Annotated in this window: 12 protein-coding genes; 9 read left to right on the plus strand and 3 right to left on the minus strand. The window is 68.0% G+C overall.

What is annotated here, in order from left to right; translation table 11 throughout:
- Nucleotides 1–82: 82 nt before the first annotated feature.
- The 6 genes from V1460_RS34875 to V1460_RS34900 all read left to right on the plus strand — a co-directional run bounded on the left by V1460_RS34875 (nucleotide 83) and on the right by V1460_RS34900 (nucleotide 8221).
- Entirely contained in the window at nucleotides 83–667 is a 585-nt protein-coding gene (locus V1460_RS34875) for a hypothetical protein (RefSeq protein ID WP_338677581.1), read from the plus strand.
- 426 nt (nucleotides 668–1093) lie between these two features.
- Nucleotides 1094–1774: a DUF488 family protein gene (locus V1460_RS34880; RefSeq protein ID WP_338677582.1), complete on the plus strand. Its 681-nt coding sequence runs from the start codon at nucleotides 1094–1096 to the stop codon at nucleotides 1772–1774.
- Between the two features lie 86 nt (nucleotides 1775–1860).
- A complete protein-coding gene (locus V1460_RS34885) occupies nucleotides 1861–2679 on the plus strand; it encodes a hypothetical protein (protein WP_338677583.1) in 819 nt (272 codons plus the stop codon).
- A gap of 217 nt (nucleotides 2680–2896) precedes the next feature.
- A complete protein-coding gene (locus V1460_RS34890) occupies nucleotides 2897–3796 on the plus strand; it encodes a radical SAM protein (protein ID WP_338677584.1) in 900 nt (299 codons plus the stop codon).
- Nucleotides 3793–4227 (plus strand): DUF6375 family protein, encoded by a 435-nt coding sequence (locus V1460_RS34895; protein WP_193500733.1) that lies wholly within the window; start codon nucleotides 3793–3795, stop codon nucleotides 4225–4227. The genes V1460_RS34890 and V1460_RS34895 overlap by 4 nt, the downstream gene beginning before the upstream one ends.
- Nucleotides 4214–8221 (plus strand): hypothetical protein, encoded by a 4008-nt coding sequence (locus tag V1460_RS34900; RefSeq protein ID WP_338677585.1) that lies wholly within the window; start codon nucleotides 4214–4216, stop codon nucleotides 8219–8221. The genes V1460_RS34895 and V1460_RS34900 overlap by 14 nt, the downstream gene beginning before the upstream one ends.
- A gap of 369 nt (nucleotides 8222–8590) precedes the next feature.
- Here V1460_RS34900 and V1460_RS34905 read toward each other — a convergent pair whose 3' ends face one another.
- The 3 genes from V1460_RS34905 to V1460_RS34915 form a co-directional block, all read right to left on the minus strand.
- Entirely contained in the window at nucleotides 8591–10096 is a 1506-nt protein-coding gene (locus V1460_RS34905; protein ID WP_338678348.1) for a LacI family DNA-binding transcriptional regulator, read from the minus strand.
- A gap of 39 nt (nucleotides 10097–10135) precedes the next feature.
- Nucleotides 10136–10462, minus strand: a complete 327-nt coding sequence (locus V1460_RS34910) for a helix-turn-helix domain-containing protein (RefSeq protein ID WP_407077654.1) — start codon at nucleotides 10460–10462, stop codon at nucleotides 10136–10138.
- 125 nt (nucleotides 10463–10587) lie between these two features.
- Entirely contained in the window at nucleotides 10588–10845 is a 258-nt protein-coding gene (locus V1460_RS34915) for a helix-turn-helix transcriptional regulator (RefSeq protein WP_338677586.1), read from the minus strand.
- A 503-nt stretch (nucleotides 10846–11348) separates the two neighbouring features.
- Between V1460_RS34915 and V1460_RS34920 the strand changes: the two genes are divergently transcribed.
- The 3 genes from V1460_RS34920 (at nucleotide 11349) to V1460_RS34930 (ending at nucleotide 14501) form a co-directional block, all read left to right on the plus strand.
- A complete protein-coding gene (locus tag V1460_RS34920; RefSeq protein WP_338677587.1) occupies nucleotides 11349–12290 on the plus strand; it encodes a hypothetical protein in 942 nt (313 codons plus the stop codon).
- On the plus strand, nucleotides 12287–12985 hold the full coding sequence (locus tag V1460_RS34925) for an ATP-binding protein (protein WP_338678350.1): 699 nt from the start codon (nucleotides 12287–12289) through the stop codon (nucleotides 12983–12985). The genes V1460_RS34920 and V1460_RS34925 overlap by 4 nt, the downstream gene beginning before the upstream one ends.
- A 226-nt stretch (nucleotides 12986–13211) precedes the next feature.
- Entirely contained in the window at nucleotides 13212–14501 is a 1290-nt protein-coding gene (locus V1460_RS34930) for a hypothetical protein (protein ID WP_338678351.1), read from the plus strand.
- Nucleotides 14502–14504: the final 3 nt, after the last annotated feature.

A 14504-nucleotide genomic window follows, 5' to 3' on the forward strand; every position in this document is an offset into this window, starting at 1 on the left:
CATGTTTCAGCCTTGCGTTGAACCACCCCCCACAAGATGCCCCACCCACTCCTAAGATCCTTCAGACATCTAGATGAGTGCCATGCCTGGGGGACACATGGGAGCCGCAGAGCAGTGGGTCACGATCGCCGCGGTCTTGCTGGGTGCGCTCACCACGCATCTCACGACGTACGCCTTGGAGCGGCAGCGCAAGAAGCACGAGTTGGTCACCCGCTGGGACAGTAAGAAGCTCGAAGCATATGAAGGCTACGTGGACAGCGTCCGGGCCTGCATCTTCTTGGCGGTCCACCTCTACGAGTGCAGGGAAGGCATGCGCGAGCGGGATAAGCCCGATGCCGAGATGCTTGTGGAGATATCGGAGGCTGGCCGAGTCCGTGGGCGAGCGTTCGAGCGGATCATGCTGCTCGCTGGTGACGACGTGGTGGAAGCGGCTCATGAGTTGAACGCCGTCGCCCTCCAAGTCGATTGGCAGGCCACCGGGAAGGTCGACGGTGCCCTGGAGGACTGGCGCGAACGGAATCGCGCGGCCTTCCGGGCGATCAACGAATTCCACGAGGCGGCCAGGGTGGACCTTGGCGTGGACGGTCGCGTTTCGGGTGAGCGACATCCTGAGCGGGATCTCCTGCTGCCGTCGGCACAGCGAGACGGGGACAGCAACGGCTTCTGACTGTTCGGCCGCTCCGGGGAGCGAGCGGGGAGTGGATCATGAGAACCGCCCCCTTCGAGACCTCGCCATGCCAACGGAGACCAACGGCTTGACCTGCACTGGAGCCAAGGAGTGCAGCTCAGCCGGATATCCGCACTTCATTCGGGACGAAGAGGTCGTGGGTTCAAATCCCGCCACCCCGACAGCTGAAACACCAGGTCAGGGGCCTGATCCACCAAGTGGATCAGGCCCCTGACGGGTTTCTGGAGATCGTTTGGGAGAAATCTGGGAGAAGATCTTGGTCGGGTTCTCCCAGGGGGTGACTGGTGAGGCCGTCTGAAGTGCGGAGGCTTAGGGCGCTCGGACCTGCGCGTTCGCGAATCCAGCCCTGTAGTCGGCCGGGAACACCATGCCCGCCCGCCTCAACCGCCCTTAGGATCACGACACATGGCAAGCCATAACTCAGCGCGTCCCCACGACCACGCCCGAGCACTCGCCCAGCGCGTGCGAGCGATGCGGGAGGGTCGAGGGTGGTCGCGGGAGCGGCTCGCCAAGGAAGCCGGTATCGCCGTAGGAACGCTGGCCCGTCTGGAGAGCGAGGGAGCGATCCAGCCAGGTTTCTTGACTGTCGGAGCGGTCGCCGAGGCACTTGAGATCTCCCTTGATGAGCTCTTCCGGGAGACCAAGGTCGCTCCCGGCCTCTGGTCCGCTGGGTACGAAGGCCGGGACATCGACTCGTTTGTCGCCTCTCTCCTCGACAGCCGTATCGATGTCGTGGCGGACGTACGGCTCACGCCTATCAGCCGTAAGAAGGGCTTCAGCAAGACCCGCCTCGGGGAGGCACTTGCCGAGGCCGGCATCGAGTACACACACCTGCGTGGCCTGGGCAATCCCAAGGACAACCGGGCGCCGTTCTGGGACGGCCGACTCGACGTGGGCCGGGCCAAGTTCCGTGGGGTGCTGCGGTCCGAGGAGGCGCAGACCGATCTTGAGCGCCTCGCGGAGCATGCCCGGCAGTCCCGGGTCGCGGTCCTGTGCTTCGAGAAGGACGAGAGCCGCTGCCACCGGCAGGTCGTTCTGGACACGGTCCGCAAACGGGCCGCAGTGCCCGTCATTCCCCTGGCCTGACTTCGTCCCTCGCTCCTGTACGCGCCCTTGCCCGTGGCGCATGCCTCTCCTCCAATCGGATCGGGAGATCAGTGGAGGGGGCAACCATGGGATCGGGGAATTGGCAGCGCGCACGGATCATGATCACGGTCAAGACCTATCCGGAACTGTCCGCGAAGTACCACGAGACGAGCTGCGTGGCTGGCATACGGCTCGACCAGGGGGCGCCCCAGCATGTGCGGCTCTTCCCGGTTCCGTTCCGGCTGCTGAACGAAGAAAGCCAGTTCGCCAAGTACTCGATCGTCGAGGTCGACGTGCAGCGACACCATGGGGACCGCCGTCCCGAGAGCTTGCGCCCCAATCTGCAGAGCCTCAAGGTGATCGAGCGCCTCGGGACAGCGGACGGCTGGCGCGAACGCTTCTCGCATGTTCGGCCTCTCGTGGCGCCGTCCCTGTGCTCCATAAAGCGGGACCAGGAGGTGCGGGGCACATCGCTCGGCGTCTTCCGTCCAGCGGAGTTCACTGGCTTCCGCTTCGCTCCTGCCGAGCCCTGGCCCGCTTCGAAGGCGGCCTTGGCCGATCAGTTGGATCTACTCGCGCAGGACCTTCGCCAGCTGGAGTGGGTGCCACTTGAGTTCCGGTACAGCTTCCGATGTGCGGATCAGGAGTGCAGCGGCCACGATATGGGACTGAGGGACTGGGAGGCGGGCGAGTCGTATCGCAAGTTCCTTCGCCAGTACGGAACGGACGCCTTGGAGGAGAAGCTCCGCGAGCGCTGGTTCGACCGGATGGTCTCTCCGGAGAAGGCCGTGCACTGCTTCGTCGGAAACGTCGCGGCCCGCCCCAAGACGTTTCTGCTGTTGGGCCTGTTCTACCCGCGACAGGATGTCGTCGAGAACTTCCAGGAGAGTCTGTTCGACCTGTAAGGGTGAGTACGCAGGGTACGGTCCCCGGGGCCGACCCGCATCGGGGGCCCCAGCCGTCGTTCCTACAGCCGCTCCACCTTGACGCTGGTCGTCGCCGTAGCGCCCTCATGGTGCCGCGCTCAGTTGCAACGCTCCCGACGCCCCACTGCGGGCATTGCACTGACGACCTTGCACGGACCCGCCCGGCATCACCGGCAGCGGTGGCATCATGCTGCCGGTGACGTGCAAGATTCGCCTGTCCGCAGCTGGCGTTCACCTGTTCGACCGAGTCTCCGGGATGAACGTGCTGCTCGACGAGGTGCCTGTTCCCCCTGAGAAATTCTCCCGTGCTCCCCGGTACCTGTCCGTCGCGCTGACCAACGCCTGCGAGCTCCACTGCGCCTACTGCTACGCGCCCAAGCACGCCGCCGCGCTCGACAGGGAGCGTGTGCTGGCATGGGCGGTCGAAATCGATGCTGCCGGCTGCCTCGGTGTCGGCTTCGGAGGAGGGGAACCGACCGCGTACCGAAGGTTCGCCCAGCTGTGTTCGGACATAGCCCAGTCCACATCTATGGCGGTGACCTTCACGACCCACGGGCACCGGCTCACACCCGAACTCGTCGAATCCCTGCGCGGGGCCGTGCACTTCGTCCGCCTGTCAGTCGACGGGGTCGGAGCCACCTACGAGCGGCTCCGCGGCCGGCCGTTCGCGGCCGTGGTCCAGGCGGCCGCGTTGCTCGGCACCCTCGCCCCGTTCGGCATCAACGCCGTCATCAATGCCGACACGGTCCGCGAACTAGACGACCTCGCCGAGTTCGCCGACAAGGTCGGCGCGTCCGAACTCCTGCTTCTGCCGGAGCAGCCGACTGCGGCAACTCCCGGTATCAGCGACGCCGACGCTCAGCGCCTCGTCGAATGGGCCGCGACCGCCGGGAACGGGGTTCGGCTCGCGATCTCCCGCACCGGCCTCGAAGCCACGCTCCCCACGGCGGAGGCCGTCCCAGGCGAGCGCCCCCTCGACGCGCACATGCATGTCGACGCGACCGGCGTCCTGCGCCCTCACGCCTATGCGCCCACGGGATTGTCAGTCGGGGGCTCCATCATGGAAGCCGTGCAGGCGTTGAGGGAGGCACGATGAGGATCTGGAACGGCTACGGCTCGGAGCACTCGATGGACCTGGTCTTGATCGGCCGGTTTCAGACCGTCACCGGTGCCAAGGCAGCGGAGGAGCGCATGGAGGCTCTGAAGGCTCTTGCCGAGGACGCGTGGTCCGATGACGACTGGCAGAGCCCTGGCGAGCGCATGCCTCGCGAACTCGGCGAAGCACTCGCCGAAATGAAGCTGTACGACATGGGGAGGTACGACGTCGACGTCTTCGCCCTTGACCACACCGTCACCCGCACCGGAGAGACGGTCCGGATCTGGACCGACGAGTCCGACGTCCAGGGATTCCTGAAGGCACTTCTCCACTACGGCGCGAAGGTCGAGATCTTCTCCCGTCACGAATGGGACGAGGACACGATCACTCGGTCGGATGCAAGCACTCGGAGCGACAGTGGATCTGACTGATCTGGAACGTCTGCCCGGCGCCGCCGACCGGAACTTCGAAGCGCTCACAAGGGCCATCGTCTCCCGCCGCTACGGCGCGCTGGGCACGATGCGGGAGCGCCGCAACCAGCCCGGCGTCGAGTTCTACCTGCACGTCGACCACGCCGGTGCTCTCGGCGACCCCGGCCGCGTCTGGGGTTGGTCGTGCAAGTGGTTCATCCTCAACAGCAAGAATGAGCTCAGCGCAAACCAGCGCAAGCAGATCAAGGAGTCGCTCTCCAAGGCGATCGAGCACGTCGTAGGGCTGACTGACTTTGTGCTGTGTCTTCCAGAGCGGCCCGCCAAGGGGGACGAGGAATGGATCAACGGACTCGGTCAGCAGGGGATCAGCGTCAAACTCTGGTCCACCGAGAACTACGACGACCAGCTCGCGGGACACGACGAGCTCCGCTCCACCTTCTTCGGTGAACTCGCCCTCACCGCAGACGTACTGGTGCAAGCCCACAAGCGATCTGTTGCACCCGTCGAGGCACGGTGGACGCCACGGCTGCACACCTCCCACCACGTGGAGCATCGCATCGACCGGGCGTTGCTGCGCCCTGCGTCGTTCGAGTGGCTGCAGCAGCGCACCGACGACATCGCAGCCCGGATCCAGGCACTGCGCGCAGCCATCGACGGCCTCGACAACACCTTCCGCCAAGACGCCGTAGAGGTTGCCGACGACCTGGACCGGTTCGTCGACGACCTTCGGGAGGTCCTTGACGCCGGGAGGAGCTTTCGGCCCTGGGAGGTCCGCGAGCGCCTCGCCGAACAGCGGCCGCCCGCAACCTCTCCCCGAACGCTGCGACGCCTGGTGCTCAGGCTGAGGAAGCGTCGCCTGCCCGAGGCGCTGCTGGTCACCGGTCTGGGCGCGGAGATCCGCGACATCGTCCAATGGCTGCACGACACACGGGCGGACACCGAAGCCCCCCTGCTCGCCGCCATCGCCGCCGCGGGACAGGGCAAGACGCACCTTGCCGCGCAGATGACCTCACCGAACGACCAGCCCACGGCAGGAGTCTTCATCCAGGGCGGGAACCTGCGCGCCGGCGGGACCCTCGACGACCTCGCGCGAAAGATCCCCGGACTTAAGGTCGACTACTTCGAGGACCTGCTGGAAGCTCTCAACTCAGCCGGTAACCGCGCCGGCTGCCGGATTCCGTTGATCATCGACGGCCTGAACGAGGCCGAACGGCCCTCGGAATGGAGGACACTGCTCGCCGGATTGACACCTGCCCTTGGCGCCTACCCTCACGTGGCGCTGATCGTCACCCTCCGCGAGGCGCTCGCCGACCAGGCCCTCCCGAAGGACACGGTGCCCCTGGAACTGGAGTGGCAGCGCGCGGAAGTCGACGACATCCTCCGCGTCTACTTCCGTCACTACCTGATCAACCCGGCCGACGCCTGGCTACCGATGGGAGAGTTCCACAACCCGCTCTTCGTCCGCATGTACTGCGAGGCCGCAAACCACGACCGCCGAGTGCCGGTGGGCGTGGAGGCGCTGCCTCAGTCTCTCATCGGTGTTTTCGAGTTGTACCGCGAGGGCGTGGTACAACGGCTGGCCCAGGATCCGGCTCGCATCCCGGTGCCGGCCGACCAGATCCAGCGCCGCCTCACGGCTCTGGCGAGACACATGTGGACGCACAACGTCCGTCGGCTTCCGTTCGACGAAGCGCGAAGAATCCTCGACGCTGACCAGCCGAACTGGGACGAAAGCCTGCTCCGGCGCCTCGTAGAGGAGGGAGTGATCTTCCGTGAGGAGATCAGGGGTTCCGACGACACTGAGTGCGGCTTCGTTTTTGACCGCCTCGCTGGATACTTGATCGCCGACGCGATTCTGGTGCGTATTCCCCCCGCGGACGTCAGCGAGCAGCTCGCGGAGGCGGCTCTCTGGCAGTCCCTCCTGGGCGACCAAGCGCACCCCCTCGGCGAGGACATCCTCATCAGTCTCATCTCACTGCTGCCACGCCGCTTCACCCGGCACCACCTGTGGCGCGTCGCCCCGGATGAGCACCGTTCGTTGGTGCTCGCCCAGGAACTCACCACCGAGTCGGACTTCCTCGACAACGAGACCGTCGACGCGCTCGCAACCGCGCTCGTTACCGCGCATCCCGGCAAGAGGAAGGGCCGACCAGCGTTCGGCCGTCTGTGGGAGATCCGCAGGTCCGCCCCGCACCGCCTGAATGCCGTATTCCTCGACCGCGTCCTGCGCCAGCTGCCCCTTCCCGAACGTGACCTGCGCTGGACCGAATGGGCTCGAGGCCATGCTCCAGACCGGCTGACGGCAGACCTGGAAAGAGCGATCGACAGGTGGTCCGGAAGCAGCAATCGCGCCGAGAGCGACGACCTGGACGCGCTGGCCATCGCCTGGCTACTGACTTCCACGGACACGAGCCTGCGGGACCTGGCGACGAAAGCCCTCCAGCGCTACGGCCGGCCAGAACCCAAGCGGCTGTTCGACCTCGCCGCCCGGATGCTCGACGTCGACGACCCCTACGTCGTCGAACGCATCGTCGCCGCAGCGTTCGGGGCCGCTGGCACCCACCAGATGCCCGATCCTGGCGGACCGCTCGAACGCGCGCTGCGGGACTGGCTGATGCAGCTGCGCGACCGCTTCCTGGACGGCGGGAACACACCCACCTCGCACGAGCAACTGCGCGGCTACGTACGGGCCACCTATGAATTCGCTGGCGCTCTCCACCCCGCCGCCGTCCCGGATGGGGTCGATGCCTTCGCACCGAGGTTCGCCGCCGTGGCGTCCGCTGAGGTGATGGAGGACGACGACCCCAACGCCGACGAGTGCGACCGCACCTTCGGCATCGACTTCGAGAACTACATCATCGGGGCCGCCATCAACGGCAGGGACAACTACGACTTTGACCACCCCGACTACCGCAGGGCCCGCGCCGAGGTAATGGCTCGGGTCTGGGAACTGGGCTGGCGCGAGGAGGAATTCGGCATCGTCGACCAGTCCATCGCCGCGGACGCCGAGCGGCCTTACGGCACCAAAAGGAGGGTGGAACGGTACGGCAAGAAGTACGGCTGGATCGCCTACCACGAAATGGTCGGCCGCCTCGTGGACGATGGCCGCGCACCAGCGCCCCTCGGGGACGCAGAACGCTTGATGCCCGACATCGACCCGACCTTCCCCGACAGGCCCCCGGTAGCACCCATGCCCCTTCCGATGTGGGCACCCGTGGAGCCCACCAACGACCAGACCTGGCTCACCTCGGGGACGGTGGCCGTCCCGGACCATCTGTGGTCACCCGAGGAGATCCACGGAGTGGACGACGGCTGGCTTCTGGTCGAGGGATATCTGGACCACCGCCACGACGGGCGGACGGTGTTCGGGTTCTTCCGCACCCTCCTGCTAAAGCCGGAGGATGTGGAGCCAGCTCGGCAGCTCGCCAGCGAGCGCCAGTATCCGGGAAACCATTTCTTCCCTCCGCTGCCGATGGTCCGCGACGTGCTGGCCGCTGAGATGCCTTGGAGCCCCAGGTTCGATCTGACGTTCGACGACGATGCCTCGGGCGCCTTCCCACACCGAGCGCTGCGTGGCGACTGGCAGGACGACGGCATCGGGTTCGGCCAGGTCGCCGTGGACTTCTCCCCCGACAGCACTGCGGAGATCGGGCTCGGCGGGGGCTACGACGTGCCGTCGTTCGAGTTCGCTACCAGGTTCGGCCTGCGCCAACTGCCTGGCACTGTGGACCTCATGGGCCTGGATGGCCGACGAGCCTCGGCAGTCTTCCGCGTGGACAAGCCCTGGCGCGGCCACCTACTCTTCCTGCGCCGCGATCTCGTCGAGGACTTCGCCGGTGATCGCCAGATCATGCAAGTGGCCTGGGGCGAGCGCGAGGTGGCCGCCGACTGGCACTCTGTTCCTTCCTGGATGCGCGCGGTGCACCGCAGCTACGCGCATGTGTGGCGCCACATCCGAATGCTCGGGGCAGATCGGCGCAGTACTGAGAACTAACGAGCCGTCCGCCGCGGAGGCGCCGGTGCTGGCTGGGCGGCAGCTGCCGCCGACGCACCAGTCGGCGCCCGCGTGCGCCCCCGCCCGCGTGCGCCCCCGCCCCTCTCACTCGTCGTCGGACTGCGCCAGCCCACCACCGACAGCGGCCTCCTCGACCTGGCCATGATGTCCAGCCCTCGCATCGTCGATGCCATCGCTCGGTGCATGCGTGGTTCTGCCCCCACTGGCCTGCGCTGGTGGGAGTGGGGGCCTCAACAGGTCTGGCGGGCGCAGGTCGGCGGGGGCGGCGTGTGGAGCCAGGGCGGGCCTGAGCAGTCGTGTGGCGACAGGCGACCCGAGGCAGATGGTCACGAGACCCACCAGCAATGCCTAGCCCCGACCCAGGAGCAGCCGGTTGAGTACCGCTACCGGAGACACCGGGCACATCGCCTTGCGCGCGTCGAGCGCTGCTTCCCACTGCTTGGTCAGGCCGACCTTGAGACGCTCACGCATGCCAAGGGTCACATGGGCGTAGCGTGCCGAGACCGAGCCGTCGATGTGGCCCATGCGCTCGTCCATCAGCACCTTCTCGGTGCCGAGGTCCTCCATGTGCGTGCGGTGGGAGTGGCGCAGGCCATGCGGGGTGAGCCCTCTGGCGACGGGCAGCCAGCAGGCGTCGGCCCGGCCCTGGGCGTTGCGGCCACGGACCGGGACACCGGGCCAGGGCTCGCCGAGCAGCGGGACCGGGCGGGCCTCCTGAGGTGCCTTCTTCGGGTACCAGCCGGATGTGGCCGGCGCGAACAGCCAGGTGGCGAAGCCGTTGCGGCGCCAATGAGCGGCGTTCTCCGTCGGGATGCCGCCGCGGACAAAGTTCAGCTCGGCGATGGCGAGTTCGACGCGGGCGCGGGTGTCCTCCCGTACGCGTTCGGGGTGGTTGAGGACGTTGGACACGGTGCCGGTGGAGACGCCCGCGCGGCGGGCGACGTCCACCAGCTTGGCACCGGTGTGTCCGCCGGTGCGGGCGGTGCCCTGGCCGCGGAAGACGTAGCGCTTGCCGTGGCAGGGGCATGGCGTCGGTTTCGTACGGGCGATGTGGTCGGCGACCAGGGCCGACAGCCAGTCCGTCGCGTCGATGGTGCGGTAGCTGTCGTCCTTGGGCGGGCAGCGGATCAGCTCGCCCGAGTCCAGTTCGTACAGCTGGTGTTCCACGCGTATGGCGCCGGGCCGGGCGAACTTGGTCTCCAGGCCGACTATTTCGCCCCACCGCATCCCCGTGTAGCCCTTGAGGATCACGGCGACGAACTCGTCGTCGCGGCCGGACAGCAGGGCTGCGCGTTCGGCGATGAGGAGCAGGCCGAGCGGGTCGGTGATCACCTTCTCCGGGCCGCGGTCGCGGGAGCGGCCGGCGCGTTTGCCGCGCCCGCGCCGCTTGGCTGCGGGGTTGGAGGCGATGAGGCCCTCGTCCACGGCGTCTTCCAGGATGAGGTGGAGCGTCGAGCGCCACGTCTTGACGCTGGATGCCGCGTAGACGGTCTTCTCCCGCTTCTCCCAGGTGTCCACGTCCGTGCGAAGGATGCCGGCGAGGGCCTTGTCCTCGAACTCGGGGAGCAGGTGCTCCTCGATGTGGCGGCGGTAGTTCTGCATGGTGGACGCGGCCAGGTCCTGGGCGTCGTACCAGCGGCTGGCGTACTCGCCGAACGTCTCCTGTCCGGCCGCCGGATCGCGCCAGGTGCCGCGCCGGACCTTGGCCTCTTCCTCGTCCGCGGCCTGCTTGGCCTCCCGCTTGATGGCGAACTTGACCACCGCGCCCGTCGGGTCGACGACGGTGCCGTACTTGCCCTCGCTGACCTTGTATCTACCGCGCCAGTAACTGCCGCGCTTCTCGGCGAAGCCCACGCCTCGCATCGCCTCCTTTCTCTGATGTGCCGGGTACGGCTACGCGGCAGTGCCGTACTGGGACCTGCGGGGCGGTCGGGCTCTGAGACGTGGGGCGGAGGACGTGGAGGGCTGCGTCTGCCGAGTCGGACGCGACGGCGTCATAGCCGACTCCGACGGACTGGCCGGTGACGGCGTCCTCTGGGCTCGCTGTGGCGCCGGCTCCTCGTGGATGCGGATGATCTCGGCGAGGTGGTCCGCGGTGAAGCGGTAGGCGCGGCCGACTCGCGTGTGCGGTATCAGGCGCCGGCGCGCGCGGTCCTTGACCCACCAGGCCGAGCAGCCGAGGGTCTCGGCGATCTCTTCGGGGCGGTAGAGACGGGGCAGGGCGGCTTCGCCATCCGTTCGGTGCGGAAGGCGCGCGAGGGCAGGGGAAATCGGAGGGTGGGGCAAGAGGGGTGGGGTCCTTACTCGGTGGAGGATGCTCGATCAGCGGCGGTGGATGGTCCGTCTCAGGTGGTGCTCGGTCCCTCCAGCAGCACGAGGGGTGAGACGAGGAGTGCTTCGGCGATCGCAACGAGGTCGTCGACGTCGCAACGCCGCTGGGCACATTCGATTCGGGACAGCATCGTGTTGGACATCGGACGGCCGAGGGCCGTGACGCGGTCTGCCAACTGACGCTGGGCGAGACCGCGTTCGGTGCGGAGGATTTCGATGGTGTGGGCGGTCCGTATTCCTGCCGGACCCATTTCCAGAGAGCGTGCTGCCATAGCTCCAGTTGTAGCGTGCATTCCCCGGTTTGGTTAACCGGGGATCGTCGGCTATGTTGCGCCCGCTTGGTCAGCGAGCAGGGAGAATTCCAGTCCCCCACTCTGATGTCGCGCGACCTCGCGCAGATACCTCGAAGCGCTTCTGATGTGGGGTGTTGTGTTGTAGCTTCGCCGTCGCCAGCGCGTCAACGGCTTCCCGATGTGATGCTTCTGGCTCGGTCGGAAGGACAACTATTTGGTCAACCGGCGATCGTGCCCTACGGTTTTGGTCCCGCCCGCTACCAGCCTGATTTCCTGCGGCCTTTCTGCCGTGAGAGATTGCGCCGGACGGGGCTGGACTTACGCGACCCGGGTGTGGCTATGTTGACGACACCCCCGGAAAACGCAGTCGGTTCGCGGCGCACCCCGCGCCAACATCCCGACCACTCCGTTCGAATCCCACCCCGACCGACGGTGAGCCGTGGTGTCCGCCCACAGGCCGCCGAGTGAGGACCGCCCCGCTCTTGGCACGAATCCGCACCATCAAGCCCGAAGCCTTCGTCTCCGAGTCCCTGGCCACCGTCTCCCTGACCGCGGAACGCACCTTCCTCGGCCTGCTCACCCAAGCCGACGACCAGGGCCGCCATCGTGACCACGCCGCGATCATCGCGGGCCAGTTGTGGGTCCTGCGCCCGGAGCACACCCCACCCGAGGTCGAGACAGACCTCGCCCAGCTCGCCGACGCCGGGCTGATCTGCCGCTACAAGGGGCCGGACGACAAGCGGTATCTGCACATCGTCACCTGGCACCAGCACCAGAAGATCAACCGGCCCAGCAAGAGCCGCCTCCCCGCCTGCCCCGACCACGACACACCGGTCGGCACCGCGCCACGCGTCGCCGCGCCGACTGCGCGGGCCAGCATCACGGAGCCCGCACCGCAGCCTCACGGAACCCTCCATGAAAGCTCCGGAGAAGTGCGCGAGCCTGCGGTGAATCCCAGCGCCGATGACGAAACCGCAGGTCAGGTCGCTGTCACGGAACCCTCCGTGAGGGAGCAGGGAGGACTACGTGAGGCAGCAGTGACGCCTCACGGTCCGGATCTAGGACCTAGGATCATGGATCTAGGAGATACCCCTTCGGGGGGCGCAAGCGCCCCCGCACCCGACACCGTCTCGGCCCAGCAGCTCATAGCCGAGTACGCCGCCGCCTGCGCCCACCGTCCGCCCAAGGACGTCCTGGGCCACCTCGGCCGGGAGGTGCGCAAGCTCGTCGACGAGGGCATCGCCTCCGTCCACATCCGGGCCGGACTCGAACGGCACCGCGCCAAGGGTCTGCACCCCAGCACCCTGCCGAGCCTCGTCCACGAGGCCATGAACGCGTCCCCCGCCACGCCAACCGCGCCAACTGTCCACAGGGCGTGGACAAACCCCACCGACGTCGAAGCAGCCTTCGGAGGTGACCTCTGACCGCCACCCTCACCCGCGAGCCTCACCGGGTCGGCCCGCTCGCCGACCGGCTCAACGGCATCTTGGCCAGCCGCGGCATCGACCCTGGTGTCACAGCCGAGGAACCGCCAACGGAACCTGTCACGGCCCTGGAGGTGGCGGACGCCCGTATCCCCGCCCGCTACCGCCGGGCCCTGGCCGACCAGCCGCAGGTCACCGCCTGGGCTGACGAGATCGCCCGCGCCGGACGCCCTGGTCCCGGTGGACCCGGCATCGCCGAAGGCCCGTCGCTGCTGATCGCCGGCCCCACCGGCACCGGCAAGACATATCAGGCGTACGGCGCCGTCCGCGGCCTCCTCAGCCGTGGCGTCCGCCTGCGCTGGGAAGCGACCACCACCGCCGACCTGCACGCGCGCATCCGTCCGCGTGCCGGCCACGACGCCGAACGCGACCTGCAGACCCTGGCCCGCTGCCCGCTGCTGCTCCTGGACGACCTCGGTGCAGCCAAGACCAGCGAGTGGACTGAAGAGCTGACCTACCGGCTGTTCAATCACCGGTACGAGCACATGCTCCCCACCCTCATCACCACCAACCTCCCCACCGCCGAGCTACGCACGACCCTCGGCGACCGCGTCGCTTCCCGCCTCGCCGAGATGACCGAACGCGTCGTCCTCACCGGCCCCGACCGGCGACGCCACACCGCGGCCACCGCCTGACCGGCCATCCCAGCCGCCTCCCCCCTGCCCTACCTCGCTGCACCGCTCGTGCTCACACCTGCCCTGGCCCGCGCAGCCTCCTCGCGCAGGCGCGCTCAGCACTCCGCCGCGTTCGCCCTCCTGTTCCCTCTGCACCTTGGAGATCCGCCTGCTTCCTCTCCCCTTCGCGCACCTGGCTGCCCAGAGCAGCGGCACGCTCCTGCCGGACTGGGCCACCTCCCCCGCGATGACCGTGGCGCTCCTCGTCCTGCTCGTGTTGTCCGCCCTGTTCGCCGGATGGACGATCCGCCAGCAGCACCGCCGGCCGTCCGCCACCAACCGCCGGCGAGGGACCATCGCCGTGCCCGTCGCGGCCATGGCCGCGATCGGCTGCACCGCCTACAGCGCGGACACCAGCTGGCGGTTCGCCGCCGACTACCTCGACATGGGCGGCACCACCGAGCGTGTCGCGATGTTCGCCGCCGCCGAGCTCGCCCTTTTCGCCACCGCGCTGATGGCACGCCAGAACCTCAACGGCCCGAAGCAGGCACCCGGTACACCCGGAACCCTCACCTGGGTCATCACCGCCGTCCAGATCCTGCCCGCCTACGCCGAGTCCGGGCCGCTCGGCGGCACAGTACGAGCCTTTGTCGGCCCCGTCCTGGCCGCGATTCTCTGGCACCTGGCCATGGGCATCGAACTGCGCCACCGCACCCCCGACGCCACCTCACGCAGCCTGGCCGCCATCCTCATCCGGCAGGCACGCGAGCGTCTGCTCGCCCGACTCGGCATCGCCGACCAGGACGCCGATGCCGCTCGACTCATCCGCGAGCGCGCGCTGACCGAAGCCGTCGCCCTAATCCTGCGCGCCGAGTCGATGACCGACAAGAAGCGCGGTAAACGGCGGCAACGACGCCTGACGGAGCGCCTGCACCAGGCTCTGGAGCGGGCCGACGTCGACGGCGATCCGCTCCAGGACGAGCTGCTGCTGCGCAAGCTCGCCACGCGCAGGCAGGCTCTCGGCCTCGCCTCCCTCACACTGCCGCCACGCTGGCAGGCCCCGGTCTCGTACACCACCCGCGAATCCGGGCACAGCCGCCCGGGTTCCGCCCGCCCCGAGTCAGTGCCACGGGCAGAGCAGGACGCTGCCCGCCCGCACCCATCAGACCCGGGCGACGACGAGGTGCCTCCGGCTGCCCGCCCGCGGCCTGCCCGTTCGGCGCCAGGGCTGCCCGCCCGGGCATACACCGAAGACAGCCCGCCGCTCACGGGCAACACCTCGGGCAGCGCTCCGGGCAGGCGCGAGCGGAAACCGGCTGCCCGGAAGAAGCGCAACGACGGCAAACCCCGCGCCTCCGACGAAGTCATCCTCAAGTACACCCGTCGCATGTACGAGGAGACCGGCAGCGTCGGACGCGACCGGGTGGAGAACGCCCTGCGCGTCGATGACTACACCGTTTCCAGTGACGACGTCGGACGAGTCGTCCGTGACTTCAAGGCCCAGGTCAAGGCCGAAGCCGACGCTGCACTTCGGTGATCC

Source organism: Streptomyces sp. SCSIO 30461 (assembly GCF_037023745.1).
Taxonomy (GTDB): domain Bacteria; phylum Actinomycetota; class Actinomycetes; order Streptomycetales; family Streptomycetaceae; genus Streptomyces.